At 65.7% G+C, this 26,124-nt stretch carries 21 protein-coding genes and 1 pseudogene; 11 read left to right on the top strand and 11 right to left on the bottom strand.

Going from position 1 to position 26,124, the window contains the following annotated elements; translation table 11 throughout:
* Positions 1-16: 16 nt before the first annotated feature.
* The 3 genes from ACTEK7_RS34470 to ACTEK7_RS34480 form a co-directional block, all read right to left on the bottom strand.
* Positions 17-868 carry a fumarylacetoacetate hydrolase family protein gene (locus ACTEK7_RS34470; RefSeq protein ID WP_225147643.1) on the bottom strand — a complete coding sequence of 284 codons (852 nt, stop codon included), beginning with the start codon at positions 866-868 and terminating at the stop codon, positions 17-19.
* A gap of 23 nt (positions 869-891) precedes the next feature.
* Positions 892-2,415: a bifunctional 3-(3-hydroxy-phenyl)propionate/3-hydroxycinnamic acid hydroxylase MhpA gene (gene mhpA, locus ACTEK7_RS34475; protein WP_225147642.1), complete on the bottom strand. Its 1,524-nt coding sequence runs from the start codon at positions 2,413-2,415 to the stop codon at positions 892-894.
* A 72-nt stretch (positions 2,416-2,487) separates the two neighbouring features.
* Positions 2,488-3,279: a DNA-binding transcriptional regulator gene (locus tag ACTEK7_RS34480; protein ID WP_036029106.1), complete on the bottom strand. Its 792-nt coding sequence runs from the start codon at positions 3,277-3,279 to the stop codon at positions 2,488-2,490.
* A 148-nt stretch (positions 3,280-3,427) separates the two neighbouring features.
* Here ACTEK7_RS34480 and ACTEK7_RS34485 point away from each other — a divergent pair, with 148 nt between their 5' ends.
* Positions 3,428-4,411 carry a VOC family protein gene (locus ACTEK7_RS34485; RefSeq protein ID WP_225147641.1) on the top strand — a complete coding sequence of 328 codons (984 nt, stop codon included), beginning with the start codon at positions 3,428-3,430 and terminating at the stop codon, positions 4,409-4,411.
* Between the two features lie 15 nt (positions 4,412-4,426).
* Here the strand turns inward: ACTEK7_RS34485 and ACTEK7_RS34490 are convergent, their stop codons facing one another.
* Together ACTEK7_RS34490 and ACTEK7_RS34495 are read right to left on the bottom strand one after the other, a co-directional pair.
* A complete protein-coding gene (locus tag ACTEK7_RS34490; protein ID WP_036029111.1) occupies positions 4,427-5,089 on the bottom strand; it encodes a response regulator in 663 nt (220 codons plus the stop codon).
* Entirely contained in the window at positions 5,086-6,468 is a 1,383-nt protein-coding gene (locus tag ACTEK7_RS34495; RefSeq protein ID WP_225114973.1) for a sensor histidine kinase, read from the bottom strand. The genes ACTEK7_RS34490 and ACTEK7_RS34495 overlap by 4 nt, the downstream gene beginning before the upstream one ends.
* Before the next feature lie 186 nt (positions 6,469-6,654).
* Here ACTEK7_RS34495 and ACTEK7_RS34500 point away from each other — a divergent pair, with 186 nt between their 5' ends.
* Positions 6,655-7,539, top strand: a complete 885-nt coding sequence (locus ACTEK7_RS34500) for a DUF3280 domain-containing protein (RefSeq protein ID WP_225114972.1) — start codon at positions 6,655-6,657, stop codon at positions 7,537-7,539.
* Here ACTEK7_RS34500 and ACTEK7_RS34505 read toward each other — a convergent pair.
* From ACTEK7_RS34505 to ACTEK7_RS34515, 3 genes are read right to left on the bottom strand one after another with little or no spacing between them, the layout of a single operon-like run.
* Positions 7,529-8,560 (bottom strand): L-idonate 5-dehydrogenase, encoded by a 1,032-nt coding sequence (locus ACTEK7_RS34505; protein ID WP_225147640.1) that lies wholly within the window; start codon positions 8,558-8,560, stop codon positions 7,529-7,531. The two genes, ACTEK7_RS34500 and ACTEK7_RS34505, sit on opposite strands and share 11 nt — an antisense overlap.
* 26 nt (positions 8,561-8,586) lie before the next feature.
* On the bottom strand, positions 8,587-9,354 hold the full coding sequence (locus ACTEK7_RS34510) for a glucose 1-dehydrogenase (protein WP_225147639.1): 768 nt from the start codon (positions 9,352-9,354) through the stop codon (positions 8,587-8,589).
* Positions 9,355-9,366: 12 nt separating this feature from the next.
* A complete protein-coding gene (locus tag ACTEK7_RS34515) occupies positions 9,367-10,566 on the bottom strand; it encodes a mandelate racemase/muconate lactonizing enzyme family protein (protein ID WP_225147638.1) in 1,200 nt (399 codons plus the stop codon).
* Between the two features lie 178 nt (positions 10,567-10,744).
* Here ACTEK7_RS34515 and ACTEK7_RS34520 point away from each other — a divergent pair, with 178 nt between their 5' ends.
* Together ACTEK7_RS34520 and ACTEK7_RS34525 are read left to right on the top strand one after the other, a co-directional pair.
* On the top strand, positions 10,745-11,509 hold the full coding sequence (locus tag ACTEK7_RS34520; protein ID WP_225114303.1) for a GntR family transcriptional regulator: 765 nt from the start codon (positions 10,745-10,747) through the stop codon (positions 11,507-11,509).
* A 121-nt stretch (positions 11,510-11,630) separates the two neighbouring features.
* Positions 11,631-12,995: an MFS transporter gene (locus ACTEK7_RS34525; RefSeq protein ID WP_057029694.1), complete on the top strand. Its 1,365-nt coding sequence runs from the start codon at positions 11,631-11,633 to the stop codon at positions 12,993-12,995.
* 9 nt (positions 12,996-13,004) lie between these two features.
* On the opposite strand, the gene ACTEK7_RS34530 is transcribed toward ACTEK7_RS34525, so the two are convergent.
* Both ACTEK7_RS34530 and ACTEK7_RS34535 read right to left on the bottom strand, forming a co-directional pair.
* Positions 13,005-14,255, bottom strand: coding sequence for an arsenic transporter (locus tag ACTEK7_RS34530; RefSeq protein ID WP_225132550.1), 1,251 nt, complete (start codon positions 14,253-14,255; stop codon positions 13,005-13,007).
* Between the two features lie 125 nt (positions 14,256-14,380).
* Positions 14,381-16,858 (bottom strand): hybrid sensor histidine kinase/response regulator, encoded by a 2,478-nt coding sequence (locus ACTEK7_RS34535; protein ID WP_036013532.1) that lies wholly within the window; start codon positions 16,856-16,858, stop codon positions 14,381-14,383.
* A 217-nt stretch (positions 16,859-17,075) separates the two neighbouring features.
* Between ACTEK7_RS34535 and ACTEK7_RS34540 the strand changes: the two genes are divergently transcribed.
* The 4 genes from ACTEK7_RS34540 (at position 17,076) to ACTEK7_RS34555 (ending at position 21,671) form a co-directional block, all read left to right on the top strand.
* Positions 17,076-18,146, top strand: a complete 1,071-nt coding sequence (locus ACTEK7_RS34540; RefSeq protein WP_225147637.1) for a zinc-binding metallopeptidase family protein — start codon at positions 17,076-17,078, stop codon at positions 18,144-18,146.
* A gap of 179 nt (positions 18,147-18,325) precedes the next feature.
* Positions 18,326-20,341: an acetyl-CoA carboxylase biotin carboxylase subunit gene (locus ACTEK7_RS34545; RefSeq protein ID WP_225147636.1), complete on the top strand. Its 2,016-nt coding sequence runs from the start codon at positions 18,326-18,328 to the stop codon at positions 20,339-20,341.
* 164 nt (positions 20,342-20,505) lie between these two features.
* Complete coding sequence (locus ACTEK7_RS34550) at positions 20,506-21,375, top strand: isocitrate lyase/PEP mutase family protein (protein WP_225147635.1); 870 nt, start codon at positions 20,506-20,508, stop codon at positions 21,373-21,375.
* Positions 21,372-21,671, top strand: a complete 300-nt coding sequence (locus tag ACTEK7_RS34555) for an acylphosphatase (RefSeq protein ID WP_225144571.1) — start codon at positions 21,372-21,374, stop codon at positions 21,669-21,671. The genes ACTEK7_RS34550 and ACTEK7_RS34555 overlap by 4 nt, the downstream gene beginning before the upstream one ends.
* Before the next feature lie 129 nt (positions 21,672-21,800).
* Here the strand turns inward: ACTEK7_RS34555 and ACTEK7_RS34560 are convergent, their stop codons facing one another.
* Positions 21,801-23,318, bottom strand: coding sequence for a PAS domain-containing sensor histidine kinase (locus ACTEK7_RS34560; protein ID WP_225147634.1), 1,518 nt, complete (start codon positions 23,316-23,318; stop codon positions 21,801-21,803).
* Between the two features lie 136 nt (positions 23,319-23,454).
* On the opposite strand from ACTEK7_RS34560, the gene ACTEK7_RS34565 reads away from it, so the two are divergent.
* The 3 genes and pseudogenes from ACTEK7_RS34565 (at position 23,455) to ACTEK7_RS34575 (ending at position 26,123) form a co-directional block, all read left to right on the top strand.
* Positions 23,455-24,012 carry a GbsR/MarR family transcriptional regulator gene (locus tag ACTEK7_RS34565; protein WP_225147633.1) on the top strand — a complete coding sequence of 186 codons (558 nt, stop codon included), beginning with the start codon at positions 23,455-23,457 and terminating at the stop codon, positions 24,010-24,012.
* A gap of 16 nt (positions 24,013-24,028) precedes the next feature.
* Positions 24,029-24,690, top strand: a pseudogene (locus tag ACTEK7_RS34570) (DUF4166 domain-containing protein).
* On the top strand, positions 24,687-26,123 hold the full coding sequence (locus ACTEK7_RS34575; RefSeq protein WP_225147631.1) for a TIGR01777 family oxidoreductase: 1,437 nt from the start codon (positions 24,687-24,689) through the stop codon (positions 26,121-26,123). Before ACTEK7_RS34570 ends, ACTEK7_RS34575 begins: the two are co-directional and overlap by 4 nt.
* The last annotated feature ends 1 nt before the right edge of the window (position 26,124 follow it).

The following is a 26,124-nucleotide window of genomic DNA, read 5'->3' on the forward strand; positions in this document are numbered from 1 at the left end:
TGATCGATGTTGACGGTCAGGCCTGTTCGGCGATCACCGAGTTGCGCAAGGTGCCGATGCCGGAAATCTCGACCTCGACGGTGTCGCCGGGGCGCATCCACAGCGGCGGCGTGCGCTTGGCGCCGACACCGCCCGGCGTGCCCGTGACGATGACGTCGCCGGGCACGAGCGGGCAGATGGTGGAGATGTAGGCGATCAGCTCGGGGATGGCGGTGATCAGGAGATCCGTCGTGGTGTCCTGCACGACATTGCCGTTCAGCCTTGTCTGCAAGGTGAGCTTTGACGGATCCGGAATCTCGTCGGTCGTCACCAGCCACGGACCGAAACTGCCGCTCTCGGCAAAGGTCTTGCCGGCGAGGAATTGGCTGGTGTGGCGCTGCCAGTCGCGGATGCTGCCCTCGTTGTAGCAGGAATAGCCGGCGACGTGGTCGAGCGCGCGGCCGGGGGGAATGTGACGGCCCGCCGTGCCGATGACGAGCGCGAGCTCGCCTTCATAGTCGAAGTCGTCGCTCACCCCAGGTTTGACGATGGGCTGGAGATGGCCGACCTGGCTACAGGCAAAGCGCGCAAACAGCGCCGGCTTTTCGGTGACGGTGCGGCCGGTCTCGGCGACGTGGTCGCGATAGTTGAGGCCGACGCAGATGATCTTGCCGGGATCGGGAATCACGGGCGCGAAGTTGATCTTGTCGAGCGGATGATCAGGGGCCGCGGAGGCGGCCAGCCTTGCCGCCTCGGCGAGCTGACCGGCTTCGAGCAGCTCCCGCAGCGTGGTGCACGCCGCCATCCGCGCGCCGAGATCGACGACGCCGTTGTCCTTGACGGCGCCGAAGGAGGGGCGTCCGTCCACACTGAATGAGAGCAGCTTCATGAAATGTCCTTGACAGGGTTCGGTCAGGCCGCGGAGGGCGCTTGGGCTGAAGGAATTCGGGTTGCAGGGGCGATGGCGGCGATGAGGCGGTCGAGCTCGGCCTCGTTGCGGGCGGAGCCGCGGATGTAACGGTCGGGACGAACCAGTGCGGCGATGATGCCGTGCTCGCGCAGCCAGGGCCCAAGATCGTTGGCATCGTCGCTGGTCAGGATCTTGATCCCTGCCTGCGACAGCGCGAGACGCGATGAGAGTGCCGCCGCTGTCTCGACGAGCAGCACGTGGTTGTAGCCGGTCCGGTCATCGCTGCGGCTGGCGTCAGTCAACGTGAACTGCGGCGCGAGATGTCCGGCGAGCGGCAGGTCGCCGAACTCTAGTCCGGGGCCGAGCAGGGGCTTCTTCACATCCAGTTTGACCGGCGCGTTCTCGCGCGCTTCGCCGGCGGCAAGGCCGGCCTCGATCGCCTTGGTGTTGATGACACCGCCGAGGCGAATGGCGAGCTCGATGAACTCGCGCACATGCGGCAGGCGTTCGCTCTGATAGGTGTCGAGCAGATCGGGCGCGGCGCCTTCGCGGATCACGCTCGCCAGCTTCCAGGCGAGGTTGGCGGCATCACGGATGCCGGCGCACATGCCCTGGCCGAGGAAGGGCGGGGTCTGGTGCGCAGAATCGCCCGCGAGCAGCAATCGCCCGTTCCGCCATTGCTGCGCGATGACCGAATGGAACGTGTAGACCGCGGCGCGCTCGATCTCGGCATCGGCGGGCGTGATCCAGCGCGACAGCAGCTCCCAGACCTTCGCGGGTTGCGCAACGTCCTGCGAATCCTCGTCCGGGAGAACCGTGATCTCCCAGCGGCGCCGCGTGCCGGTGCCGCGCACGTAAGTCGCGGGCCGGCTGGGATCGCAGTGCTGAAGGCTGTAATCACCGAGGTCGTCGCGCACGCGCTTGAGCAGGACGTCGATCACGAGCCAGCGCTCGTGGAAGCCGAGGTCGTCCATGCCAGAACCGATGAAGCGGCGCACCAGCGAGCGGGCGCCGTCGCAGCCGATCACGTAACCGGCGCGGACCTCGCTGAGCCTCCCGTTGGAGAGGTCTTCGCAGCGGACGCGCACGCCGTGCTCGTCCTGATCGAGCGCGAACACCTCGCAGCGGTTGCGCAAGGTGACGTGTGGCCAGCGGGCGAGGCCACCGATCAACGCGTCCTCCAGATCCGGCTGGTGGAAGCGGTAGCTGAGATGCCAGCCCATCGGCGTCAGCGTTTGCGGACGGGACCAGTCCAGCAGCATGCGGCCGGCTGCATCGAGAAACAGCATGCCGGGACTGAGAATGACGTGCGGCAGGATCGCCTCGGCAAGCCCGATGGTCTGGAACACGCGCATGCATTCATCGTCGAAATGCACCGCGCGCGGCAGATGATAGGTCCGCGCCTCGCGCTCCAGCACCAGAGTCCGCACGCCGCACAGGCCGAGCAGGTTGGCGAGCGTGGCGCCCACCGGCCCGCGGCCGACGATCACGACGTCAAACTCTTCCGGGGTGGATTTATCTTGCATGGGGTATCTCTTCCCCAAGCAGGGCCGGCGCATCAACGCCGGCGCGGCAAGTGTCCGCCCAGCGGACGGCCTCTATTCCGCAACAGGAATGGCCGACGCCGTTTCCAGCAGCTGGCTCGCAAACTGCGCGACCGCTTCCTCGATCCCCAGCGCCGAGCGGATCCAGATGATCGAGATGCAGCCGAATACGGCGCCGTCCCGCACGATGGCAACGGCAATCGAAGCCGTCTTGGGATTGTATTCGCCCTCGGTTCGGATGGCGTAACCTCGCGCCGCGGTCTCGGCGATCATGCGGTCGAGCCGGCCCTGGTCGAGGAAGGGGCGGTCGTCGGCCTCATCGATGCGGCGGAGATGATTGATGATGAGATCGCGTTCGCGCGCAGGGCAGGCGGCGAGATAGGCGCGGCCCGCAGACGTGCGCAGCATCGGCAGGCGCTTGCCGATCATGCCGCGGTCGATCGAGAGCGGGCTGCGAGAGTGGGTGGTCTCCTGCACCACCATCGCCGCGTTCTCGTAAGTCGAGAGATCGACCGGCCAGACCAGCTTCTTGCTGAGATCGGCGAGATAAGGCGCCGCCGCCTGGCAGATCACCACGCCGGGATCGTAGCCGTCGCCGAGGCTTAGGGCACGCCGGGTGACACGAAATCGGTCGTCGCTGGCGCTGCGGGCGATATAGCCGAGCTCCTCCAGGGTTTCGAGGAGGCGGTAGACGGTGGGTCGGGGCAGGTCGAGCGCGCGGGCGACGTCGCCGGCGCGGATGCCGCCGGAGCGGTTGACCTCGTGCAGCACGTCGAGCCCGCGCTTGAAGGCACGGACGCCCTCAGACTGCCGAGGCTGGCCGTTCCGCGTCCGCTCCTTGGACACTTCCTATTTCCTCCCTTGTGGCACATCGCGGCGCGCTTATTGTCGCCTGCGAACGCGAGGCGATTGCGGAACGCCACCGTAGGATCGCGCGCGGCCGGTATCAAGCTCGCCGCAGTACGGTGATCGCGTCGCCTTCGGGAGGAGTTCGATGGAAATCGCAGCGCTCGGCTATATCGGAATCAGTTCATCCCAGCTCGAGCAGTGGAGCCGGATGGCGACCGGGCTGCTCGGCATGCAGCAGGTCGATCGCGGCGGCAAGATGCGGGCCTTTCGCATGGACGACCGCAAGCAGCGGCTGATCGTCGACGGCGGCAGCGATGCCGGCCTTGCGGTGATGGGATGGGAGGTTCCTTCGACCGCCGAACTGGATAAGCTGGCAGGACGGCTCGAAAGCCATGGCATCAAGGTGGCGAGGGGCTCGCGCGCACTCGCTGACGAGCGGCATGTCGCCGAGCTGATCGCGTTCACTGACCCCGCCGGCAACCGGCTGGAGGCTTTTTGCAAGCCGGAGCTTGCGAGCGAGCCGTTCAGGCCGGGTCGCCCGATCTCGGGCTTCCGCACCGGCGCGCTCGGCATGGGGCATGTCGTGCTCAATGTGGAGGACGTGGAGCCGCTGTTGCCGTTCTATCGCGACGTGCTCGGCTTTCACGTCTCCGATTTCGGGCTGAAGCCTTACGGGCTTTATTTCTTCCACGTCAACGGCCGCCACCACTCCTTTGCGATGGTCGGCTCGGGGCGAAAGGCGATGCATCACTTCATGGTCGAGCTCGGCTGCCTCGATGATGTTGGGCAGGGCTACGACCTCGCGCAGATGGACGAGGGGCGCATCGCCTACACGCTGGGCCGGCACACCAATGACCACATGACCTCGTTCTACGTGAATACGCCGTCCGGCTTCTTCATCGAATATGGCTGGGGCGGACGCGTCATCGATCCCGAGACCTGGCAGCCGCACGAGACCTTTGATGGGCCCTCGCTGTGGGGCCACGAGCGGCTGCATATGCCGGAAGAGCAGCGCAAGCGGTTGCGCGAGATGCGGCTGGATGCGGCTGCCCGCGGCGTGCGCGTCGCCGATCCGCGCGTGCCGCCACTCAACTGCGCGTGGCTGGACTCGGTGGTCGCACGTGAGTGATCCGCGACGCCGCGATCAGGCTTCGCCGAGATCAACCTCCGTCAAGATCCCCTGGCGCAGCGCCAGCCGGACCAGCTCGATGTCGGAGCCGACGCCGAGCTTGTCCTTGATCAGCGAGTGCAGGTTCGCCACCGTCTTCGGGCTGACATGCAGCGTCTCGGCGATCTCCTCCGTCGTGTTCTCGGCGAGCAGCAACCGCAGCACCTCGAACTCGCGTGGCGTCAGCACGTCGGCGGCGGAGCTCTCGCCGCTGATGCGGCTGAGCGCAAGCTCGTGGTCGATGTCGGGGCTGATGGCAATCTTGCCGGCGAGCACGTCCTTGACCGCGCGCACCAAGGTCTCGGGCGGGCTGGTCTTGGTGACGTAGCCCCGTGCACCGGCGCGGATCGCCTGCACGGCAAATCCGGCGTTCTCGTGCATGGTGAAAACGAGAATCCGTGCCGCCTTGTCCCACTGCCTGATCCGCCTGACGGCCTCGATGCCGCCTATGCCGGGCATGCTGAGGTCCATGATGACGAGGTCGGGCGTCTCGGATTTGTAGAGGCGATAGGCTTCCGCTCCGTCGGCCGCCTCGGCGACAACGCGCAGGCCCGGCTGCTTCTGCAGCACCGAGCGATAGCCCTCACGGACGACGGAATGGTCGTCGACCAGCAGGATGGTCGCTTCCGCCGTGCTCATGCAGCGTGCTCCAGGGCCTCAGAGGCGGCTGCCGGGAGCGGAATGAATACGCGCAGCGAGGAGCCCTGAAGGCCGGTCTCGAAGCTGATCCGGCCGCGAAGCGCGGCGACGCGCTCGCGCATGCCCAGCAGGCCCATGCCCGATTTTGCGGAAGCCTCGTTCGGGCGGCCGTCGTCCTCGACCACGAGAGCAATCTCGCTGTCGGCCATGGTCAAATGCAGGCTAACCTTCGTTGCACCGGCATGCTTGGCCGCGTTGGTGAGTGCCTCCTGCACGATGCGGTACAGGTTGGCACTGACGGAGGCGGGCACGCTGTCGAAGGCGCCGTCGAACCGGATCTCGAAGCGCGGCTGGCCGCGGCTGCGGCCGTTCCACCCCGAGATCAGGCCTTCGAGACTGGCGACCAGGCCGAGCTCCTCGACATCGGGCGGCCGCAGCCGGAACAACGCGCCGCGCAGCGTCTCCATCATGCCTGTCGCGGTGCGGGCGATGCTGTCGCATTCGCCGAGCAGGTCGGGACAGTCCTGTGCCGCAGTCTGGCGGGCGGATGCGGCCAGCGCGCGGATCGCGGCGAGGGACTGGCCGAATTCGTCGTGCAGTTCGCGGGCGAGATGGCGGCGCTCCTCGTCCTGGAGCGCGATCAGCTTCCGCGTCAGCTCGTTGCGCTCGGCAAGCGCAGTGTCGAGGCTTTCGGCGAGGTGGTTGAAGACGTCGCGGATGGCGGAGAGCTCGGCGAGATCGAACGGCGGCAGCCGCGTGGTGAGGTCGCCGGCGGCGATGCGTTCGAGGCCGCTGCCGATCATGCGGGTGGGGCGCAGGGCACGGGCCAGTGCGGCATAGACCAGCGCACAGAGCAGCGGCAGCGCGATCGCAAGCGCGATCATCAGGCGGCCGGCCTCATGCCAGGCCTCTGCCGTCTGCACCGCCGGGTCGATCGAGACCACGGTCTCGCCGAGTTTGGTTCCGCGCACGATCACGGGCCGCGCCGCCTCGCGGCCGGGGTCGAACAGGCTGCGATAGAAGGCGGAGAAGGCTTGCGGCGGCGGGCTCGCCGGGGCAGGCGCGCCGCTACAAAAGCGCTGCAGCATGTCGCCGCTCGCGCTGCGGAAGCCGAGGCAGAGGCCGGGCGTCATCACATGGGCCGACACCGGGTCGAGGTCCGGAAAGTCCGAGCGAGGGCTCGCCGCCCACTGCACCTTGCCTTGCTGCAGCTCCAGCGTCTTGGCCACGATGGCGGCGATCCCGTCGATGCGCGCATGCGCGGCGCTATCGGCGGTGACGAGGAAATAGGTCGATATCACGGCGAAGCAGGCAGCCGATATCGCCGCCACGCGCAGCGTCAGACGGACCTTGAGATCGAATCTCGGGCGATTCCACATCGGCTTGCACCTGGTGCGAACGGGCTTGTCGCGCCTCATTAAAGGGCAGAACGCCGGCGGCGGGAAGCGTTCCCGACTTGCCGCACCGCAATGTCGTGAAAATTTCCCGGCATTGGTCGGGATCGTGGCAGCTGCGGGGCCTGAGGCGGCCCGTCTAGATTTTCGTCCCATCCACGAGGTTCGTTCATGCACCGCTGCCGCCTTGTTCTCTCCGCCTGTCTCCTCCTCGTCCTCTCTTGCTCGCCCCTCGCTGCGCAGGCCGCCATCGGCGTCGCCATGGACGATTTCAGCTACACCGACACTTCGGGCGAGCCGACCGACCAGACCGCGGCCCACGAGCGGCGGCTGGCGGCGTTCATGGCCGCGCTTCGAAGGGACATCGAGGCAGACCAGCGCTACCGCTTGGTGCGATCCGTCCAAGACGGAGCGGTGTTCAAGGTGGTCGGCGGCATTCAGAAGACGAGCACGCTGGTGCAATGGGCCAAGGTCGCCGTTATCGACGTCGGCGCCAAGACGCTTGTGCTGGACAAGCTCTACAGCTTCCGCGGCGACAATGACGAGGCATGGGAGCGCGCCCAGATGTTCGTGTCTCGCGAGGTCATGGCCGCGCTCGGCACGCCTGCGCCGGTCGCGCTTGCCGTGTTCGATTTCGAGCTCGAGGACATGACGGCCGCCTCAGCGGGGACGTCCGGTGCGTCGGATGCGTCATATCTCGCGGAGGTCACTGGCGGTGTGCGCGAGGCGCTCGGCCAATCCGGCCGCTATCGCATCGTCGAGGTCGGCGCAGAGGCGGGGAAGGCCGGCGCTTTGCGGGATTGCGGCGGCTGCGAGGTCTCCATTGCGCGCAAGCTCGGCGCGGACCAATCACTGATCGGCGTGGTGCGCCGCGTCAGCCGCACCGAATACACGCTCGGCTTCCAGGTGCGCGATGCCAGGACCGGCGCGGTGCTGGCGCGTGGCGACAGCGGACTACGCATGGGCGCCGACTATTCCTGGAAGCGCGGGGCCGTGCGGCTGGTCACCGACCGGCTGATCGAGGGGCAACAGGCCAACGACGCGCCTAGAAGGTAAGCTGGACCTTCATCGACTGCGCGCGGTCGCTGGCGAGCTCGAAGGCCGCGGCCGCATTCTCGAACGGCATGGTGGCCGTGATCAACGGCTTGACGTCGATCAGGCCGTCGCCCATCAGGCGCACCGCCAGCTCGAACTCGGGATCGAAGCGGAATGTGCCGCGCAGCTGCAATTCCTTGGCCACGATGGAATTGATCGGCAGCGTCATCTCGCCGCCGAGGCCGAGCTGCACCAGCGTCGCACCGGGCCTCAGCACGTCGAGCGCGGTGCGGAGCGCGGCCTGGTTGCCGGAGGCCTCGAACAGCGTGTCGAACACGCCCTTGCCGGCGCGCCAGGGATCGAGCGCAGTGGCATTGGTCGCGACGTTGATGGCATGCGTGGCGCCGAGCTTTTTCGCGACCGCGAGCGGAGCGTCGGCCACATCGGTGACAACGATCTCCGACGCGCCGCCGAAGCGCGAGACCAAAATCATCAGCGCGCCGATCGGACCGCAGCCGGTGATCAGCACGCGCTTGCCGAGCAGGGGACCGGCCTGCTTGCCGGCATGCAGGCACACCGCAAGCGGCTCGGCGACCGCGGCTTCCGCCAGCGACAGCTTGTCTGAGATCGGCACGGCCTGCGTCGCGTCGACCGTGATGAACTCGCGAAAGCCGCCCTGCACATGGGGAAAGCGCATCGCGCTGCCGAGGAAGCGCATGTCGAGGCACTGGTTGCGCATGCCTTCCTGGCAATGCAGGCAAGCCCCGCACGGTTTGCTCGGGTTGACCGCGACGCGCGTGCCCGGCCTGACATTGGCGACGCCGTCACCGACGTCAGCGACGACGCCGGCGATCTCGTGACCCAGGGCCATCGGTTGCTGAATCCGCACGACACCGAAGCCGCCGTGATGATAGTAGTGCAGATCGGAGCCGCAGATTCCGCCATTGGCGATCTTGACGCGGACCTCGCCAAGGCCGGGGGCCGGATCGGCAAAATTGTCGATCCGCAGGTCCTTCGGGGCGTGAATGACGACGGCGCGCATGGCTTGCTCCTTCGCGGTCTTGGCGATCACATCGCGGCGATCATGCCGCCATCGACATAGATGATCTGGCCGTTGACGTAGGTCGACGCATCCGAGGCGAGGAAGATCGCGGCGCCCACCAGCTCATCCGGCTTGCCCCAGCGCTTGGAGGGAATGCGGCCCATCAGCCAGGTATTGAAATCGGCGTTGTTGACCAGCGCCTCGTTCATGTCCGTGAGCATGTAGCCGGGGCCGATCGCATTGGCCTGGATGCCGTGCTGGGCCCATTCCACCGCCATCGAACGGGTCAGGTTCTTGATGCCGCCCTTGGCCGCCGTGTAGGGCGCAATGGTGGGGCGGGCGAGCTCGCTGCCGAGCGAGCCGATATTGATGATCTTGCCGTGCTTGCGCGGGATCATGCGCTTGGCCGCCTCGCGGCCGATCACGAAGGCGCTGGTGAGGTTGGTCTCGATCACCTTGCGCCATTCGTCGGTGGTGAACTCCACCAGCGGCTTCCGGTGCTGGATGCCGGCATTGTTGACGAGGATATCGACGGCGAGGCCTTGTCTGTCGAACTCGTTGAAGGCGGCGACGATTGCGGGCTCATCGGTGACGTTGAAGGCGGCGCCTTCGGCCTGGTGGCCGGCGGCGCGAAACTCGGCGGCGGCCTGCTCGACGCGCTTGGGATCGACGCCGTTGATGATGATCTTCGCGCCGGCCTTGGCCATGCCCTCAGCAATGGCGCGACCGAGGCCGCGGGAGGAGCCGGTGACGAGCGCGGTGCGGCCGGAGAGATCGAAGAGGGAAGTGCTCATCTCAAGAATTCCTCAGACGTTGGAGCGGCGCACGGTCAGATCGGTGCGCTCGAAGACGGCAGGCAGGAGGTCGACGCCCAGGCCGGGGCCTTCCATCGGAAAGACGTAGCCGTCCTTGATGGTGGGCATCGTGGTGACGAGCTCATTGTACCAGCCCTTGTAGAAGGCGCGCACTGATTCCTGGATCAGGGTGTTGGGCTGGCTGAACGACATGTGGATGGCCGCGATGAAGCCGATCGGGCCAATACAGTCATGAGGAGCAAAAGGCCGATGATAGGTCTCGGCCATTGCCGCGATCTTGCGGCCTTCGGTGAGACCCCCGGTCCAGCACAGATCAGCCATCACCACGTGCATGGCATCGCGGTCGAGCATGTCCTTGTAGGGGAAGCGTGAGCCCAGCGTCTCGCTGGCGCAGACCCAGACGTCGGTCGAACGGGCATATTCGGCCAGCGCCTGCGGCGAGTTCATCCGGATCGGGTCCTCGTACCAGGTCGGCTTGTAGGGCTCGAGCGCACGGGCGATCTGCTTGGCGGTCGGCAGATTCCAGAGCGAATGGAGCTCGACCATGATCTCCATCTTGTCGCCGACGGCTTTGCGGATCTTCTCGAACGGCTCAATCGCCTGCTTCATCTGTGCGGCGGTGATGTAGAGGCCCTTGTTCTCCTGCGCGGCGGGATCGAACGGCCAGATCTTCATCGCCGAGATGCCGCTTTCGAGCAGGCTTTCGGCGAGCGCATCGGCATGGTTCATGAAGCCGTCGAGATCTTCATAGGGCCCCTTGGAGGCGCCGAGATTCCAATTGGCCACCGGGCTGATATTGGTCGAGCGCACATATTGCGTGCCGGCGCAGGTGTTGTAGATGCGCTGCTTGTCGCGGCAGAGGCCCCCGAGCATCTGGTGCACCGGCTGACCGCAGACCTTGCCGAATAGATCCCACAGCGCGATGTCGATCGCTGATGCCGCGCGGTATTCGACGCCGGTCGAGGACTGCGCCATCGGCAGATTCAGCATGTCGCGATGGATCGCTTCGATGTGCAGGGGATTGCGGCCGAGCAGGCGGCCGGCAAAGGTGTCGTGGATCTGCGCTTCGACCGCGCCGGCGCCATAGAAGGTTTCGCCGAGACCGATCAGACCAGTGTCGGTGTGGATGCGGACCCAGATGACGTTGGAAAATTCCTCGGTGCGCAATGTCTCGAGCGACGTGATCTTCACGGCAAGTATCCTCCCATCGAACGGCGCTTCGCACCTGACGTCTCATTTTGCGCTGCAGCATGCTGCAGGTCGTGCCGACGTCTTACGCTTGCTTGTAATATATCACAACATGTTTTAAGGGTGCCACAAACAAGGCGCCACCCAGCAACGAGAGCGCGGGCTGACGGGAGAGGACGGCATGGCACGGCGCAAGCGCGCACTCGCGGTGGTGAGACACGGCGACGGGGAGGGCAGGCCCTCCCGGCGCAACCGTCTCAACTTCTTCGAGCTGGCTTATCAGAGGATCGAGGAGCTGCTCGTTCATTGCGAGCTCAAGCCCGGACAATTCATGACGATGCTGGAATTGCAGCAAATCACCGGTTTCGGCCGCACGCCGGTCCATCACGCCGTCAATCGTCTCTCCGCCGACACTCTCATCGTCATCCGGCCGCGTCACGGCCTGCACATCGCGCCGATCGATCTGGCGCGCGAGCGCATGCTGCTGGCCTTACGCCGCGACATGGAACGCTTCGTGATCCGCCTCGCCGCCGATCGCGCCACCCTGTCGCATCGCAATCAGGCGATGCACATCGAGCGTCTGCTGCGCGAGCGCCGCGCCAGCCTCACCCTCGACGAATTCAATCATATCGACCGCCGCATCGACGCGTTGGTGCTGGAGGCCGCCGGCGAGCCGTTCCTGGTGCACACGCTGCGGCCGCTGCACACGCTGTATCGGCGCATCGGTTACATCCACCATCGCTTTATGCCGGGGCAGGCGGATCTGTCAGGCACGATCGATCATCATCTCGCCATTCTTGCAGCCGTCGCCAACCGCCGCGTCGAGGAGGCGGTGAAGGCGAGCGACGCGTTGATCGACTACATGGGCGAGATGTTTACGGGCATGGAGGCGGGGATCGATCCGCGCCTGCTCGATTGCAGCATCGAGCCGCTGCTCGGCGCGTAGAGCATGATCCGGAAAAGTGTGAGGCGGTTCTCCGAAGAGATCATGCGCAAGACAACAAGCTAAAGCGTGATGAGATCCTGATGTCATCGCGCTTTAGGGAGTTCTGAAGAAAGGAAGAAGAATGTCAACGATGGCGATGCCACAGGCGACCGCGAGCGAAGCCGCGGTCCGCTACCTCATCACGAACTACAGTCCCAAAGGCAACAAGGTCGGTTGGCTGATGATGGCCTCGATCCTGGTCGAGGCCTGGGACCTCTATTCGATCGCCTTCGTGCTGATCTTCATCAAGGAACAGTACAATCCCGATCCACTGATGCTCGGCCTCGCCGCCGCGGGCACGCAGGGCGGTGCCCTGATCGGCGCGCTGCTCGGCGGTTGGCTGTCCGACAAGATCGGCCGCCGCGTGATGTTCCTCGTGACGATGGTGCTGTTCATCGTGCTGGCGCTGGCGCAAGCCTTCGTACCCAGCGTCGGCTGGCTCGTCGTGATCCGCTTCCTGCTCGGCATTCCGCTCGGCTCCGACATCTCGACCGGCTACACCTACATCATGGAATCCATGGCCAAGGGCGAGCGCGAGGTCATGGGCAACCGCTGGCAGTTCATGTTCGCCGTCGGTGAAGTTCTCACCATCGGCGTCATCGTGATCTTCCTGCTGGTCGACATGAACCACGAGATGCTGTGGCGCGTGACGCTCGGTCTCGGTGCGGTGCCGGCACTGATCATCCTGATCATGCGTCACGACGTGCCGGAGACGGCGGTGTGGCTGGTGCAAAAGGGGCGCTACCGCGAGGCCAAGCAGGTCGCGCGCGAGATGTTCAACGACAATCTCGACATGCTGCCGGATCGGGACGTCGAGGTTCCCAAGACCAGCACGCGCGCATTCCTCGCTGACCTCAGGAAGGATCCGATTCGCTGGCGCGCCACCCTTTATGGCTGGATCGCCTGTTTCGCCCAGGCGAGCGAATTCTCGACCTTCGCATTCTATCTGCCGGTGCTGTTTGTGATGGTCGGCGTATCGAGCGTGCTCGGCATCAATGTGGTGACGATGGCGCTGTTCTCTTTCGCCGCCCTGTCGGGCTGGGTCGGACCCTTGCTGACGCCGAAGATCGGCCATCGTGGCATCGCCATCGCCGGCTTCGGCATCGTGCTGGTTTCGCTGCTGGTCGCGGCCTTCGCGCTCTACACCGACAACAAGATCCTGCTGCCGTTCGCCGCCGCCGGCATGCTCTGGGGCCATTATTGGGATGCGTCGAACTGCATGACAATCCCGACCATGGTCGCCCGTCCGCGATATCGGGGCACCGCAAGCGGCTTCGCCTACATGTTCGTGAAGCTGCCGTCGTTCCTGGCGATCTTCCTGTTCCCAACGGTGTTTGCCGCGATCGGGCAGGCGAACGCCACGCTGATGGTCGCGATCTTCCCGCTGGTAGGCCTGCTTGCCGCGATCTTCATCCTGCCGGAAGTCTACGGCTACGAGAACGACTGACGATGAGCGCTATCTGATCGCGGCGGCTAACGCCGCGATCAGGGCCGGCGGCGTCACCAGCAGGCCGAGCTTGAGGAACGGCCAGGCGCCGACCTCGATTTTCTCGCGGCGGAGCGCGACCAGCCAGAGGATGGTGGCGAGCGAGCCGGTGACCGACAGATTGGGGCCGAGATCGACGCCAATCAGGATCGCGCTGACGACGGGCACCGGCAGATGATCGCCGGCGGCAACCGAGCCGGCGACGAGGCCGACCGGAAGATTGTTGGCGATGTTGTCGGCGAGCGCGGTGGCAATGCCCACGCTCCAGGCCGCCTGCGGGACCGATTGAGCTACCGCCTGGTGCAGCAACGCGTTGAGCTGCGCGATCACGCCGGTCTTGATCAACGCCTCCACCATGACGAAGAGCCCGCCGACCAGCGGCAACACGCTCCAGGACACCCCGCGCAGCACGGGCAAGGGTGATTGCCGGCTGAGCAGCAGCACGATCGCGGCCGTCACGCCGCCGCAGATAAAGGTCGGCAGGCCGAGCTGCTTGTCGAGCGCTGACGCCGTGACCAGCACGATGCCGATCGCGACGATGCCTATTGCGGTGAGCTTGCCGCCGCGGCCGAGCTTGGGATGCGGCACGCTGCGCGCGATCGTCTCTTCCTTCAGCGCGTGGTGCTGGGTCAGGCGCAGCACGATGTAGGTCAGCAGGATCGACGCCGCCGAGGGCAAGGCGAACAGGCGTAGCCATTCCGTCAGGTGCGGCATGCGCGCGCCGAACACGACGAGGTTGGCGGGGTTGGAGATCGGCAGGACGAAACTCGCGGCATTGGCGATGAAGGCGCAGACGAACAGATAAGGCAGCGGCTTCGCGCCGGCCGCGCGCGTCGCGGCATAGACGGCCGGCGTCAGCACGATCGCGGTAGCATCGTTGGAAAGCAGCACGGTCACGAGCGTGCCGACGAGATAGATCAGCAGGAACAGCCGCTGCGGCGAGCCGCGTGCGTATTCCACCGCGAGCGCGGCGAGATAATCGAACAGGCCTTCGAGCCGCGCCAGCTCGGCGATCAGCATCATTCCGATCAGGAAGAGATAGACGTCGAGGCCTTTCTCGATGCCGACAAGCGCGTCCTGCCAAGGCAGCAAGCCTGATAGCACCAGGGCGCTCGCGCCGATCGCGGCCCAGATCGCCTCGGGCAGGCGAAACGGCCGGATGATGACGCAGGCGGTCGCGACGAAGATGATGCTCCAGGCCCAGATGGCGTCAGACGGCACGTTCAGTCCTTGAGGTTCGGTCAGTCATTCGGCATCGATAACCGATGCGGGAACGGCTGTCTTCCCCTAGAGTCTTGCCGCGGCAACGGACTGGAATTCGTGGCTGCTTCTCGCGAATGTGACACTCACCTTGCCACCGACAGCTTCTCCATGATCGCCTTGCGCAGGATGCGCGAGAGCGATTCCACCGAATACGGCTTCTGGATCAGCTCGAATCCGCGGTGGGCGTTCTCGGCCAGCACGTTGCTGTAGCCGGAAGTGAGCACCACGGGCAGGCCCGGATAGCGCTCGCGGATGATGCCGGCGAGCTCGACCCCGTTCATGCCGGGCATGATGACGTCGGAGAACACGAGGTCGACGGCAAATTCGTTCTCGCCCAGGATCGCCAGCGCCGCGTTGGCATTGGCGACGCGGCGCACGACATAGCCGAGATCCTCCAGGAGCTCGGTGGAGAAGCGGCCGACCTCGTCGTCGTCCTCGACCACGAGCACGCGATAACCACGCCCGGTCGTGGCCGCCTCGTGGCTCAGGGCCGCTGCTTCCTTCTCCGTAGTGGGGCTTTGCGCCTGCGGCAGGTAGATGGTGAAGGTGGCACCTTCACCTTGCGTGCTCGTCACCGCAATGTCGCCCTCGGACTGCTTTGCGAAGCCGAAGGCCTGGCTGAGCCCGAGGCCGGTGCCCTTGCCGACCTCCTTGGTGGTGAAGAACGGCTCGAAGATCTGTTCGAGATGTTCCGGCGCGATGCCGCTGCCGGTGTCGGTAACGGAGATCGCGACATAGTCGCCGCGGCGCGCCGATTGTGCGCGCAGGCTCGGTATTCCCGAGACCTTGCGCACGGCGATGGTGAGGCGGCCTTCGCCGTCCATGGCATCGCGGGCGTTGATGGCGAGATTGATCAGCGCGGTCTCGAACTGGGCGATGTCGGCCACCGTGAAGCAACCGGTGTCCCGAACCTCCACGGCGATCTCGATGCGGGCGCCGACCAGCGGCCGCACCAGCTGCGCCACGCCCTCGACCTGGCTGCCGACGTTGAAGATCTGCGGCTTCAGCGGTTGCCGGCGCGCGAAGGCCAGAAGCTGCGCGGTCAGCTTGGAGGCGCGCTCGACCGTGTCTGAGATGGCATCGACGTAGCGTCGGCGGCGCTCCTCCGGCAGCTCGCGGCGGCGCAGGAAATCGGTCGCAGAGCGGATGATGGTGAGAAGATTGTTGAAGTCGTGAGCGACGCCACCGGTGAGCTGGCCGATCGCCTCCATCTTCTGCGACTGCCGCAGCGCTTCCTCGCCGCGGCGCCGCTCGGTGATGTCCACCGCCTCGGGCACGGCGCCGGTGATGTTGCCCTGGCGGTCGAGCACGGGACGCATGCCGAAGTCGAAATCGCGCTCGCCGATCGGAAGGCGCAGGCGCATCTCCAGCCGCACGGGTTCGCCCTTGAGCACGGTGTCGAAGGCCTCGCGCACGGCGGCACTCATGCCCTCCGTGCCGGTGAACCAGGGTGTGTCCCAGAACGGCTTTCCGACCACGTCCGCGGAATTCGCCTTGATGCCGGCGAGCGCGGTCTTGTTGGCGTAGACCAGCTGGCCCTCGAGATTGACCAGGCCCTGATACTGATTGCTCGTCTCCAGGATCGCGCGCAGCCGCGCCTCGTTGGCTTCGAGCTCGGCGGTGCGCTCGGCGATGCGCTCTTCCAGCGTCTCGTTCAGCCGCCGGAGATCGATCTCGGCCTGCTTGGCGACGGTGACGTCGTGGGCGACGCCGATGAAGCCGATATGCTTGCCGGTCGCATCCCAGCGCGGCTGCGATTCCGAGCGGAGCCAGCGCCATTCGCCGCTGGCGTTCTTGTAGCGCGCTTCCAGCACGAAGGGTTTGAGGGACGCTTCACCCTGGACGGATTGCTGCAGCACGTGCGGCAGGTCGTCGGGATGCAGCACCTTGCGCCAGTCGAAGTCGATGGCCTGGTCGTAGGGCAGGCCGACGAAATCGACATAGGCCTGGTTGGCGAAGGACCGCTTGCGGTCGAGCTTGGTGACCCAGATCGGCACCGGCGCGCTGTCGGCGATCAGCCGGAAGCGCTCCTCGCTTTCGCGCAGCGTCTCGCGCGCCAGCGCCTGATCGGTCATGTCGATATGAGCGCCGACGAGCCGGATGGCGCGGCCGTCCTTGTCGCGCTCGATCTTTGCGACGACCCGGATCCAGCGGGTCTCGCTGTCGCTGGGGCGGATGATGCGGTATTCGGCGCTATAGTCCTCGCTCGCTCCGGCGAGCGCTTCGAAGAAATGCTTGACAGTGGCGTCGCGGTCGTCGGGATGGATACGGTTGACCCAATCCTCGTGCGACTCCTCGGCGGCTTCCGGCGGAAGGCCGTGGATCATCAGATATTCGGGCGAACGCCGGTTCTTGAAGCCTTCGCGGAAATCGACCTCGACGCCGCCGACCTTGCCGATGCGCTGGATGCGCGCCAGCTCGGCCTCGCGCTCCTGCAGCGCGCGATAGGCATTGTCGCGCTCGCGCGCGACGTCTTCGAGGTGCTGGCGCAGCCTTTCGGCGGCGATGGTCTCGGGCAAGGGTTCGTTCAAGGCATCGGCCGTTGTCATGCAGGTGCGCACGTGCCGGACCGATATTCACACAGACGGAGCGTGATGGCCATTGTTTAGAGGGCAGGTGGTGCCGGGAAATGGGGGCGCGCGCCTGAACGCAGAGAAGTACGCGGTGGTAACGTCCGGTCTGGCAATTTGTTCCGAATACTGGAACGATCGGCGGATTGAGGCGTCGTCGCGAGGTGCCAGCGCGCTCATAGGCTTTCCTTTCCCACGAGGCTAAATCTTGAAGCTCTTTATCTGCCAGGCCTGCGGCAACGTCCTCTATTTCGAGAACCGCGCCTGCGAACGCTGCGGCCATCGGATCGCCTTCCTGCCAGAGAAGGAGACGATGTCGGCGATCGAGGCCGACGGAGACGCCTGGAGCATCCTCGCCGACAAGAGTGAGAGCCGGATGCTGTGCCGGAATGCCGAGTACGACGCCTGCAACTGGCTGACCGACGCAGGCGATAGCACCGGCTATTGCCGCGCCTGCCGCCACAACGGGACCGTGCCGAACCTTTCGGATCCGGCGCAGCTCGCCGGCTGGCGCGAGCTGGAGGTGGCCAAGCACCGGCTGTTCTATTCCCTGATCCGCTGGAAGCTGCCGCTCCAGACCCGCCAGGACAATCCCGAACATGGCCTGATCTTCAACTTCCTCGCCGACGATCCGCACAGCGGCGAGAAGGTCATGACCGGCCATGACAACGGCCTGATCACGATCGCGCTGACCGAGGCCGACGACATTGAGCGCGAGCGGCGCCGGCTCGAGATGGGCGAGCCCTATCGGACGCTGCTCGGGCATTTCCGCCACGAGGTCGGACATTACTTCTGGGATGTGCTGGTGCGCGATGGCGGCAAGCTCGACCAGTGCCGCGCCGTCTTCGGCGACGATAGCGCCGATTACGGCCAGGCCCTGCAGCGCCATTATGCCGAGGGCGCGCCGCCGGACTGGCAGCAGAACTACGTCTCGGCCTATGCCACGACGCATCCGTGGGAGGATTTTGCCGAGACATGGGCGCATTACCTCCACATCGTCGATGCCCTGGAAATGGCCGCCGAGTTCGGCATGGAGGTGCGTCCCAAGGTCGACCGCGACGGGGAGCTGACGGCGCGCATCCGCTTCAACCCGTACGAGGCCAGGGATGTCGAGGCGCTGGTCAACGCATGGCTGCCCTTCACCTTCGCCATGAACAGCGTCAACCGCGCCATGGGCCTGCGCGACCTCTATCCCTTCATCCTGTCGCCCGCGGTGGTCGGCAAGTTGGGCTTCATTCATGACCTGGTCCGGGACGCGGCCAAGGCCGGAAAGTCCTAGGGATGCCGCACGGCAGGCGCGCCGGGCCCATTTCGGTCTTGCGCTGGTACGCCAAAGGCGGCCCGATTTAGACCGTTGCCTCCGGCCCATTTTGATGTACCACGGGAGCCACACGGCCCCTCCCAAAGGCCCCAACGGCCAGGGAAGGGTCCCGCCCAAGGTCGAGACTCAAGAAAAGCATGTTCAAACGCATTCTGATCGCCAATCGCGGCGAAATCGCCTGCCGGGTCATCAAGACTGCCCGCAAGATGGGAATTCAGACGGTCGCGGTCTATTCCGAGGCCGACCGCGATGCCCTCCACGTCGAGATGGCCGATGAGGCGGTGCTGATCGGCCCGCCGGCCGCGGCAGAGAGCTACCTGGTGATCGAGAAGATCGTGGAGGCCTGCCGGAAGACGGGTGCCGAGGCTGTGCATCCCGGCTACGGCTTCCTGTCCGAGCGCGAGGCGTTTCCGCGCGCGCTGGAAGCCGCAGGAATCGTTTTCATCGGCCCGAATCCCGGCGCGATCGCCGCAATGGGCGACAAGATCGAGTCCAAGAAGGCCGCCGCAAAAGCAAAAGTCTCGACCGTGCCGGGCTATCTCGGCGTCATCGAGGACGACAAGCACGCGGTGCGGATCGCCGACGAGATCGGCTACCCCGTCATGATCAAGGCCTCCGCCGGCGGCGGCGGCAAGGGCATGCGCATCGCCCATTCCAAAGCCGAGGTTGCCGAGGGCTTCAACCTCGCCAAGGCGGAGGCAAAGGCCTCGTTCGGCGACGACCGCGTCTTCGTCGAAAAGTTCATCGTCGATCCCCGCCACATCGAGATCCAGGTGCTGGGCGACAAGCACGGCAACGTGATCTATCTCGGCGAGCGCGAATGCTCGATCCAGCGCCGCAACCAGAAGGTCATCGAGGAAGCGCCGTCGCCGCTGCTGGACGAGGCGACCCGCCGCAAGATGGGCGAGCAGGCGGTCGCGCTGGCCAAGGCCGTGAACTACGATTCCGCCGGCACGGTCGAGTTCGTCGCAGGCCAGGACAAGAGCTTCTACTTCCTGGAGATGAATACGCGCCTCCAGGTCGAGCATCCCGTCACCGAGCTCGTCACCGGCATCGATCTCGTCGAGCAGATGATCCGCGTCGCGAGCGGCGAGAAGCTCGCCATCGCGCAGAAGGACGTCACGCTGACCGGCTGGGCGGTGGAATCGCGCCTCTACGCCGAAGATCCGTTCCGCAACTTCCTGCCCTCGATCGGGCGCCTGGTGAAATATCGTCCGCCGGCGGAAGCGAGCCACGACGGCATCACCATCCGCAACGATACCGGCGTGCAGGAGGGCGGCGAGATCTCGATCCATTACGATCCGATGATCGCCAAGCTCGTCACCCATGCGCCCTCGCGCGCGGCGGCGATCGAGGCGCAGGCGACTGCACTGGACTCGTTCTATGTCGATGGCATCCGCCACAACATCCCGTTCCTGTCGGCCTTGATGCATCATCCGCGTTGGCGCGAGGGACGGCTCTCGACCGGCTTCATCGCCGAGGAATTCCCCAAGGGTTTTGCGGTGCGCGTGCCCGAAGGCGAGGTCGCGCGTCGCATCGCCGCGGTCGGCGCCGCGATCGATCACGTGCTGGGGGCGCGCAAGCGGCAGATCTCCGGCCAGATGGGCGGCCGCGTCGTGCAGCGCGAGCGGCGTCGCGCGGTTTGGCTCGACCGCCAGGAGATACTGCTCGAGGTCGCGCGCGAAGGCGAAGCGATCACGATCCGCTTCATCGACGCCGACGGCAAGGCCGGCAACACGCATCTGTTGCAGTCGCCGTGGAAGCCGGGCGATCCGGTCTGGCAGGGCACCATCGACGGTCAGTTCGTCGCCGTGCAGACCCGCCCGATCGCCAACGGCATCCGCCTCGCGCATCAGGGCGTCGAGGTGCCGGTCTATGTCTGGACCGAGGCCGAGGCGGCCTCCGCGCGGCTGATGCCGGTGACCACGGCCTCCGACAGCGGCAAGAAGCTGCTCTGCCCGATGCCGGGCCTCGTCATCTCGATCGCGGTGAGCGAGGGGCAGGAGGTCAAGGCCGGCGAGACCCTGGCGGTGGTCGAAGCCATGAAGATGCAGAACGTGCTGCGCGCCGAACAGGACGGAACCGTGAAGAAGATCCACGCCAGCGCCGGCGCGACACTCGCGGTGGACGCGCTGATCCTGGAGTTTGCGTAAGATAAAAGATGTGAGTGGGGGTCTTGCCGGGCCCCAAGCTCACCGTCATTGCGAGCGCAGCGAAGCAATCCAGACTGCCTCTGCGGAAAGACACTGGATTGCTTCGCTGCGCTCGCAATGACGGAGTACGTTGCGGCTGCGTCGCAATAATTGGGAGGGCAACCATGGCCTTTCGTTCCCGCCGCGAGAAACTGCGATCGATCCTGTCGGGCGGGACGTGCGTCCATCCCGGCTCGGTCTATGACGCGATCTCGATCCGGATTGCCGAGGATCTCGGCTTTCCGCTTGGCATGTTCGGCGGATCGGTGGCTTCGCTCGCCGTGCTCGGCGATCCCGATGTCACGCTGATCACGCTCACCGAGCTTGCCGAGCAGATGCGGCGGATGTCGCGGGCCTCGGCGCTGCCGGTGCTCGTCGACGCCGATCACGGCTATGGCAATGCGCTGAACGTGCGCCGCACGGTGCAGGAGCTGGAGACGTCGGGCGCGGCCGGCCTCACCATCGAGGACACACTGTTGCCGGCCGCATTCGGTGCGACGAAGGCACAGCTGATCTCGCTGGAGGAGGGCGTCGGCAAGATGGAGGCGGCGCTTGGCGGCCGCAGCGATCCCTCGCTGGTCATCATGGGCCGCACAGGCGCAGCCGCGATCACCTCGATCGAGGATGCGGTGCGCCGCGCCCAGGCTTATGAGGCCGCCGGCGTCGATGCGCTGTTTTTCACCGGCATCAAGTCGCGCGCCGAGCTCGAGGCCATCGTCTCCGCCACGCGGCTGCCGATCGTGCTCGGCGGCGCGTCCGAGGAATTGAGTGGGCTCGATTATCTCCAGGGCCAGCGCGTGCGCATCGCGCTGCAGGGCCATGCGCCGATCGCCGCCGCGACGCAAGCCGTCTACGAGACACAGAAGGCGTTGCGCGAGGGCATGGCGCCAAAAAGCCTCAAGGGCCTGGCATCGTCGGAGCTGATGGCGCGCGTTACGCGCGAGGCCGCGGTCAAGGCGCGCAGCTCCGATTTGCTCGGATGGAAGAAGACATGAGTCGGGCGATTCTCCAGGTCATGATCCGCGGCCGCGTGCAGGGCGTCGGTTATCGAGCCTGGGTGGAGTCTCAGGCCATCGCGTATGCCCTCGAAGGCTGGGTCCGCAACCGCCGTGACGGCAGCGTGGAAGCGCTGTTCGCCGGCGCGCCGACGCACGTTGCGGACATGGTCGCGCTGTGCCGCCACGGCCCGCCGTCCTCGCGCGTCGACAGTGTCACCAGTGAGACGGCAAGCGTGGATGAACTGAGTTTGCGCAGGGCAGGGGAAGCGTTTTCGGTGCTGCCGACGGTGTGATAGTTCACAAGAGATCGTCATGCCCGGGCTTGTCCCGGGCATCCACGTTCTTGGTGCCCGTGTCCAGGCGTGGATGGCCGGGACAAGCCCGGCCATGACGGCGAGTTGGCCTTGGTAAGCGGTGAACATTCACCTCGGCAATTTCGCGATCGCCTCGCTCAGCTCGTGGATCTCATAAGGCTTGCGCAGAATCGGGAAATCGCCGCGGACGCCGGCGGCGACCTCGCTGTAGCCGGTGGCGAGCAGGATCGGCAGGCCAGGACGGATCTGACGGAGGTGATGGGCGAGGCTGAGGCCGTCCATCTTGCCGGGCATGACAATGTCCGAGAACACGAAGTCGACGCCATCGCTCTCGATCTCACGCAATGCCGCTTCTGCATCGGCGACACGGCGCACCCGGTAGCCGAGCTGCTCCAGAAGACCGATGCTGACCAGCGCGACATCGGGATTGTCCTCGACCAGCAGCACCGTGCCGCTGCCGCGGAACGCCGCTTCCGGTACCTCCCGCGACGGCATAGCGTTGCCGCGCGGCAGGACGATGGTGAATGTCGTGCCCTGGCCGAGCTCGCTCGCGACCTTCACCGTGCCGCCGGCCTGGTGGGCGAAGCCGTGGACCTGCGAAAGGCCGAGGCCCGTGCCTTTTCCGATCGGCTTGGTCGTGAAGAACGGCTCGAAGATCTTGTCGAGAACGTCGGAAGGAATTCCGAGCCCGGTATCGCGGACGTCGATTGCGACGAAATCGCCGACGAGGGGCGCCTCGTTCAGCGCGAGATTGCGCGCACCTATCGTCACCGTGCCGCCGTCCGGCATCGCGTCGCGGGCATTGATGACGAGATTGAGCAGCGCGGTCTCGAGCTCGGAGACGTCGGCCTTGATCGGCCAGGTGTCGGAGTGGATGTCGAAAGCGAGACGCACGGAGCTGCCGACGCCCGCGTCGAGCACCTCGCGGATCGCCGCGACGCGGTCGGCAAAATCGATCGCCTGCGGGTTGACGCTTTGCCGACGCGCGAAGGTGAGAAGCTGGTTGGTCAGCGCTGCGCCGCGCTTGGTCGCGGTGTCGATCGCCGAGATGGCGCGCTCGAGCTTGGGATCGTCTGCGGCGCCTTTCTTCAGGATGTGCAGGCTGCCGCTGATGATCATCAGAAGATTGTTGAAGTCGTGGGCGACCCCTCCGGTGAGCTGCCCCAGCGCATCGAATTTCTGCGACTCGGCCAACTGCTTCTGCATCGCCTCGAGCTTGAGCTGGGCATTGCGGCGCTCTGTGATGTCGCGTGTGATCTTGGCGAAGCCGATCAGCCTGCCGTCCTCGTAGATCGGGTCGATCACGACGCTCGCCCAGAAGAACGTGCCGTCCTTGCGGACGCGCCAGCCTTCCTCCTCGTATCGGCCTTTTTCCCGCGCGATGCCGAGCGCCCGCGCCGGCTTGCCGTTGGCGCGGTCGGTTTCGGTGTAGAAACGGGAAAAATGCTGGCCGAGGATCTCCTCGGGGGAATAACCCTTGATGCGTTCGCCGCCGATGTTCCAGCTCGTGATGATCCCGTTAGGGTCGAGCATGTACAAGGCGTAGTCGGCAACCCCCTCAACTAACAGCCGGAAACTGCGCTCGCTCTCGAACAGGTCTCTCTGTTGACTGAACTTTTCGGCCATTCCGGACCCCGCCTCGACGGGAACAAACGCAGCAATTGCGGGATGGTTCCCGCGCTGTGGGACATTTTTAGGCAGGACTGACGGGCCGCATGCAAGGCGTCTTGACAAGAAAGCGAGTTCGTCAGAGATTTCTGTTATGACAGAAATGACCGGAAAGAAGAAACTCCCTGCGGCCGTTGAGCGCTTCATCCTGCACTGGGGCGACATGGGGGACGAGTGGGGAGTGAACCGCTCGGTCAGCCAGATTCATGGGCTGCTTTATCTCGCCGAGGCGCCGATGACGGCCGAGGACATCGCCGAGACGCTCGGCTTGGCACGGTCCAACGTCTCCAACTCGCTGAAGGAGCTGCTCGCCTGGAACCTGATCCGGCGGGTGCCGATCCTGGGCGACCGCCGCGACCATTACGAGGCCGAGACCGACATCTGGGAGATCGCCGCGAGGATCGCGGCGCGGCGCAAGGAGCGGGAGATCGACCCGGCGATCGCTGCGCTTCGCGCCTGCGTGTCCGATGCCACGGACGATCCCGGCATCAGTCCCGTTGCAGCCAAGCGCCTGAAGGAGATGCTGGCGTTCACCGAGCTCGCCGACCACTGGTTCATGCAGATGCTGAAAGTGCCGCGGCCGCGGCTGGTCGCATTGATGCGGCTTGGCGAGAAGATCGCCAACCTGCTGCCGATCGGCAAGGTCAAATAGCATCGAGGAGGTTGCGATGACGTCGGCAAGACTATCGGGCTCCAACGCATCGACCTCCGCTCACGTAAGTCTGCTCGACGACCGGCGTTTCCGCACGCTGCTGTCGGACGAGGATTGGGGCCGCTTGCCGCTCGCCACCTGGGGCGCTTCTCGAAACGGGTCGCCGACGGCGACAGTATCGTCTATGTCGGCGTGGTCGACGAGATCGCCTTCAGCGATTTCGGCTGGTGGTTTGCGCAGGCCGCACGCCTGATCGGCGGACCGTTGCCGACCGGCCGCGATATCGGTGTGCCCATGATCGTCACGGTCACCGAGGACGGCGCGACCGGCCAGACCTGGACGCGCATCTGCGCGCGCAAGCGCGGCTTTCCGCAGGTGATCCATTCCGCCAAGCGTTTCGCCGGTCCGACCGGGCTCGAGGAATATGTCGGCTTCGGCGTGTCGATGGCGCTGCGCATCGCGGTCGAGGATCAGGTACTGATCTTTCGCAGCGCCGGCTATGGCCTCCAGCTTGGACGGCTGTGGCTTCCGCTGCCGGGCTGGCTGACGCCGGGCGAGCTCATCGTGACACATCGAGATCTCGGCGAGGGCGCCTTCCGCTTCAGCTTGGATGTCACTCACCCGCGTCACGGTGCGCTGATCCATCAGTCCGTCTGGTTCAGGGAGGCCGTATCATGACGCCGCTGCTGTGGACACTCATCGCCATCCAGATCATGATGGGCGTGTTCGACACCTTCTATCACCACGAATTCACCGAGCGCCTGGCCTGGCGACCGTCGCAGCGCTTCGAGCTGAAGCTGCACGGCATCCGCAACATGCTCTATGCGCTGCTGTTCCTGGTGCTCGGCTGGCTCGAGGTTCACGGCGTGCTGGCGCTGTTGATCGTCGCGGTGCTGGTCGCCGAGATCGTCATCACCTTGATGGATTTCATCGAGGAGGACCTCAGCCGCAAACTGCCGCCGAGCGAGCGCATCAATCACACGCTGCTTGCGATCAATTACGGCGCCATTCTGGTGCTGTTGATACCCGTGCTAATCGCCTGGGCGATGCAGCCCGTCAGCGTGATCGTCGTCTATCAGGGCCTGCTCAGCATCGCCGCGACCGCCTGCGCATTTGGCGCGGCACTGTGCGGCCTCAGGGATTTCGCGGCGGTGCGGCGGCTCGGTCGCATGAAGAGCGTGCCCGCAGCCGGGCTTGTCGAGAAGCTACGCGGCCGCAAGACCGTGCTAGTCACTGGCGCCACCGGCTTCATCGGCAGCCGGCTTGCGGCAGGCCTTAGCGGGGCAGGGCATCACGTCATCGCGCTGATCCGCAATCCCGCGAAAGCCGAGATGCTGCCGCCGCCGGTGACGCTGATCACCAGCCTCGACCAGCTCGCCGCGGACACGCCAATCGACGCCGTCGTCAATCTCGCGGGTGAGCCGATCGGCAACGGCCTGTGGACCGACGCGAAGCGTGCGAAGATCATCGGCTCGCGCATCGACACGACCGGCGAGATCGTCAAGCTGATCGCGCGGCTCGCGCGCAAGCCCGAGGTGCTGATCAGCGGCTCGGCGATCGGCTGGTACGGCCTTTGGGCCGACCAGGTGCTGACGGAATCGGCAAAGTCGCATGCCTGCTTCAGCCACGAGCTGTGCGCGGCCTGGGAGACAACGGCGCGGCCGGCGGAGGAGCTCGGCGTGCGCGTGGTGTATTTGCGCATCGGCCTCGTGCTCGGCACGGAAGGCGGCTTCGTCACGCGCATGTTGACGCCATTCGAGTTCGGCCTCGGCGGCCCGCTCGGCACCGGGCGGCAGTGGATGTCCTGGATCGAGCGCGACGATCTGATCCGGCTGATCGCCTATCTGATCGCGACGCCGGATCTGTCGGGTCCCGTCAACGCCACGGCGCCGATCCCCGTCACCAACGCGAAATTCACCGAAGAGCTCGGCCGCCGCCTGCACCGGCCCGTCGTGTTCCGCATTCCCGGCGGCCTGCTGCGCCGGATCGGCGGCGGCTTTGCCGACGAGCTTCTGCTCGGCGGCCAGCGCGTGCTGCCGAACAAGGCGCTGAGCCGCGGTTTCGTGTTCCGCCACGAGACGCTGCGCAGCGCGTTCGAGGCGATCCTGTGAG

Source organism: Bradyrhizobium sp. JHI2711, from assembly GCF_056156565.1.

Coding starts and splice junctions, on each gene's coding strand:
- ACTEK7_RS34470 (WP_225147643.1), bottom strand. CDS start 868: ATGAAGCTGCTCTCATTCAGTGTGGACGGACGCCCCTCCTTCGGCGCC.
- mhpA (WP_225147642.1), bottom strand. CDS start 2,415: ATGCAAGATAAATCCACCCCGGAAGAGTTTGACGTCGTGATCGTCGGC.
- ACTEK7_RS34485 (WP_225147641.1), top strand. CDS start 3,428: ATGGAAATCGCAGCGCTCGGCTATATCGGAATCAGTTCATCCCAGCTC.
- ACTEK7_RS34490 (WP_036029111.1), bottom strand. CDS start 5,089: ATGAGCACGGCGGAAGCGACCATCCTGCTGGTCGACGACCATTCCGTC.
- ACTEK7_RS34495 (WP_225114973.1), bottom strand. CDS start 6,468: ATGTGGAATCGCCCGAGATTCGATCTCAAGGTCCGTCTGACGCTGCGC.
- ACTEK7_RS34500 (WP_225114972.1), top strand. CDS start 6,655: ATGCACCGCTGCCGCCTTGTTCTCTCCGCCTGTCTCCTCCTCGTCCTC.
- ACTEK7_RS34505 (WP_225147640.1), bottom strand. CDS start 8,560: ATGCGCGCCGTCGTCATTCACGCCCCGAAGGACCTGCGGATCGACAAT.
- ACTEK7_RS34510 (WP_225147639.1), bottom strand. CDS start 9,354: ATGAGCACTTCCCTCTTCGATCTCTCCGGCCGCACCGCGCTCGTCACC.
- ACTEK7_RS34520 (WP_225114303.1), top strand. CDS start 10,745: ATGGCACGGCGCAAGCGCGCACTCGCGGTGGTGAGACACGGCGACGGG.
- ACTEK7_RS34525 (WP_057029694.1), top strand. CDS start 11,631: ATGTCAACGATGGCGATGCCACAGGCGACCGCGAGCGAAGCCGCGGTC.
- ACTEK7_RS34545 (WP_225147636.1), top strand. CDS start 18,326: ATGTTCAAACGCATTCTGATCGCCAATCGCGGCGAAATCGCCTGCCGG.
- ACTEK7_RS34550 (WP_225147635.1), top strand. CDS start 20,506: ATGGCCTTTCGTTCCCGCCGCGAGAAACTGCGATCGATCCTGTCGGGC.
- ACTEK7_RS34555 (WP_225144571.1), top strand. CDS start 21,372: ATGAGTCGGGCGATTCTCCAGGTCATGATCCGCGGCCGCGTGCAGGGC.
- ACTEK7_RS34560 (WP_225147634.1), bottom strand. CDS start 23,318: ATGGCCGAAAAGTTCAGTCAACAGAGAGACCTGTTCGAGAGCGAGCGC.
- ACTEK7_RS34565 (WP_225147633.1), top strand. CDS start 23,455: ATGACAGAAATGACCGGAAAGAAGAAACTCCCTGCGGCCGTTGAGCGC.
- ACTEK7_RS34575 (WP_225147631.1), top strand. CDS start 24,687: ATGACGCCGCTGCTGTGGACACTCATCGCCATCCAGATCATGATGGGC.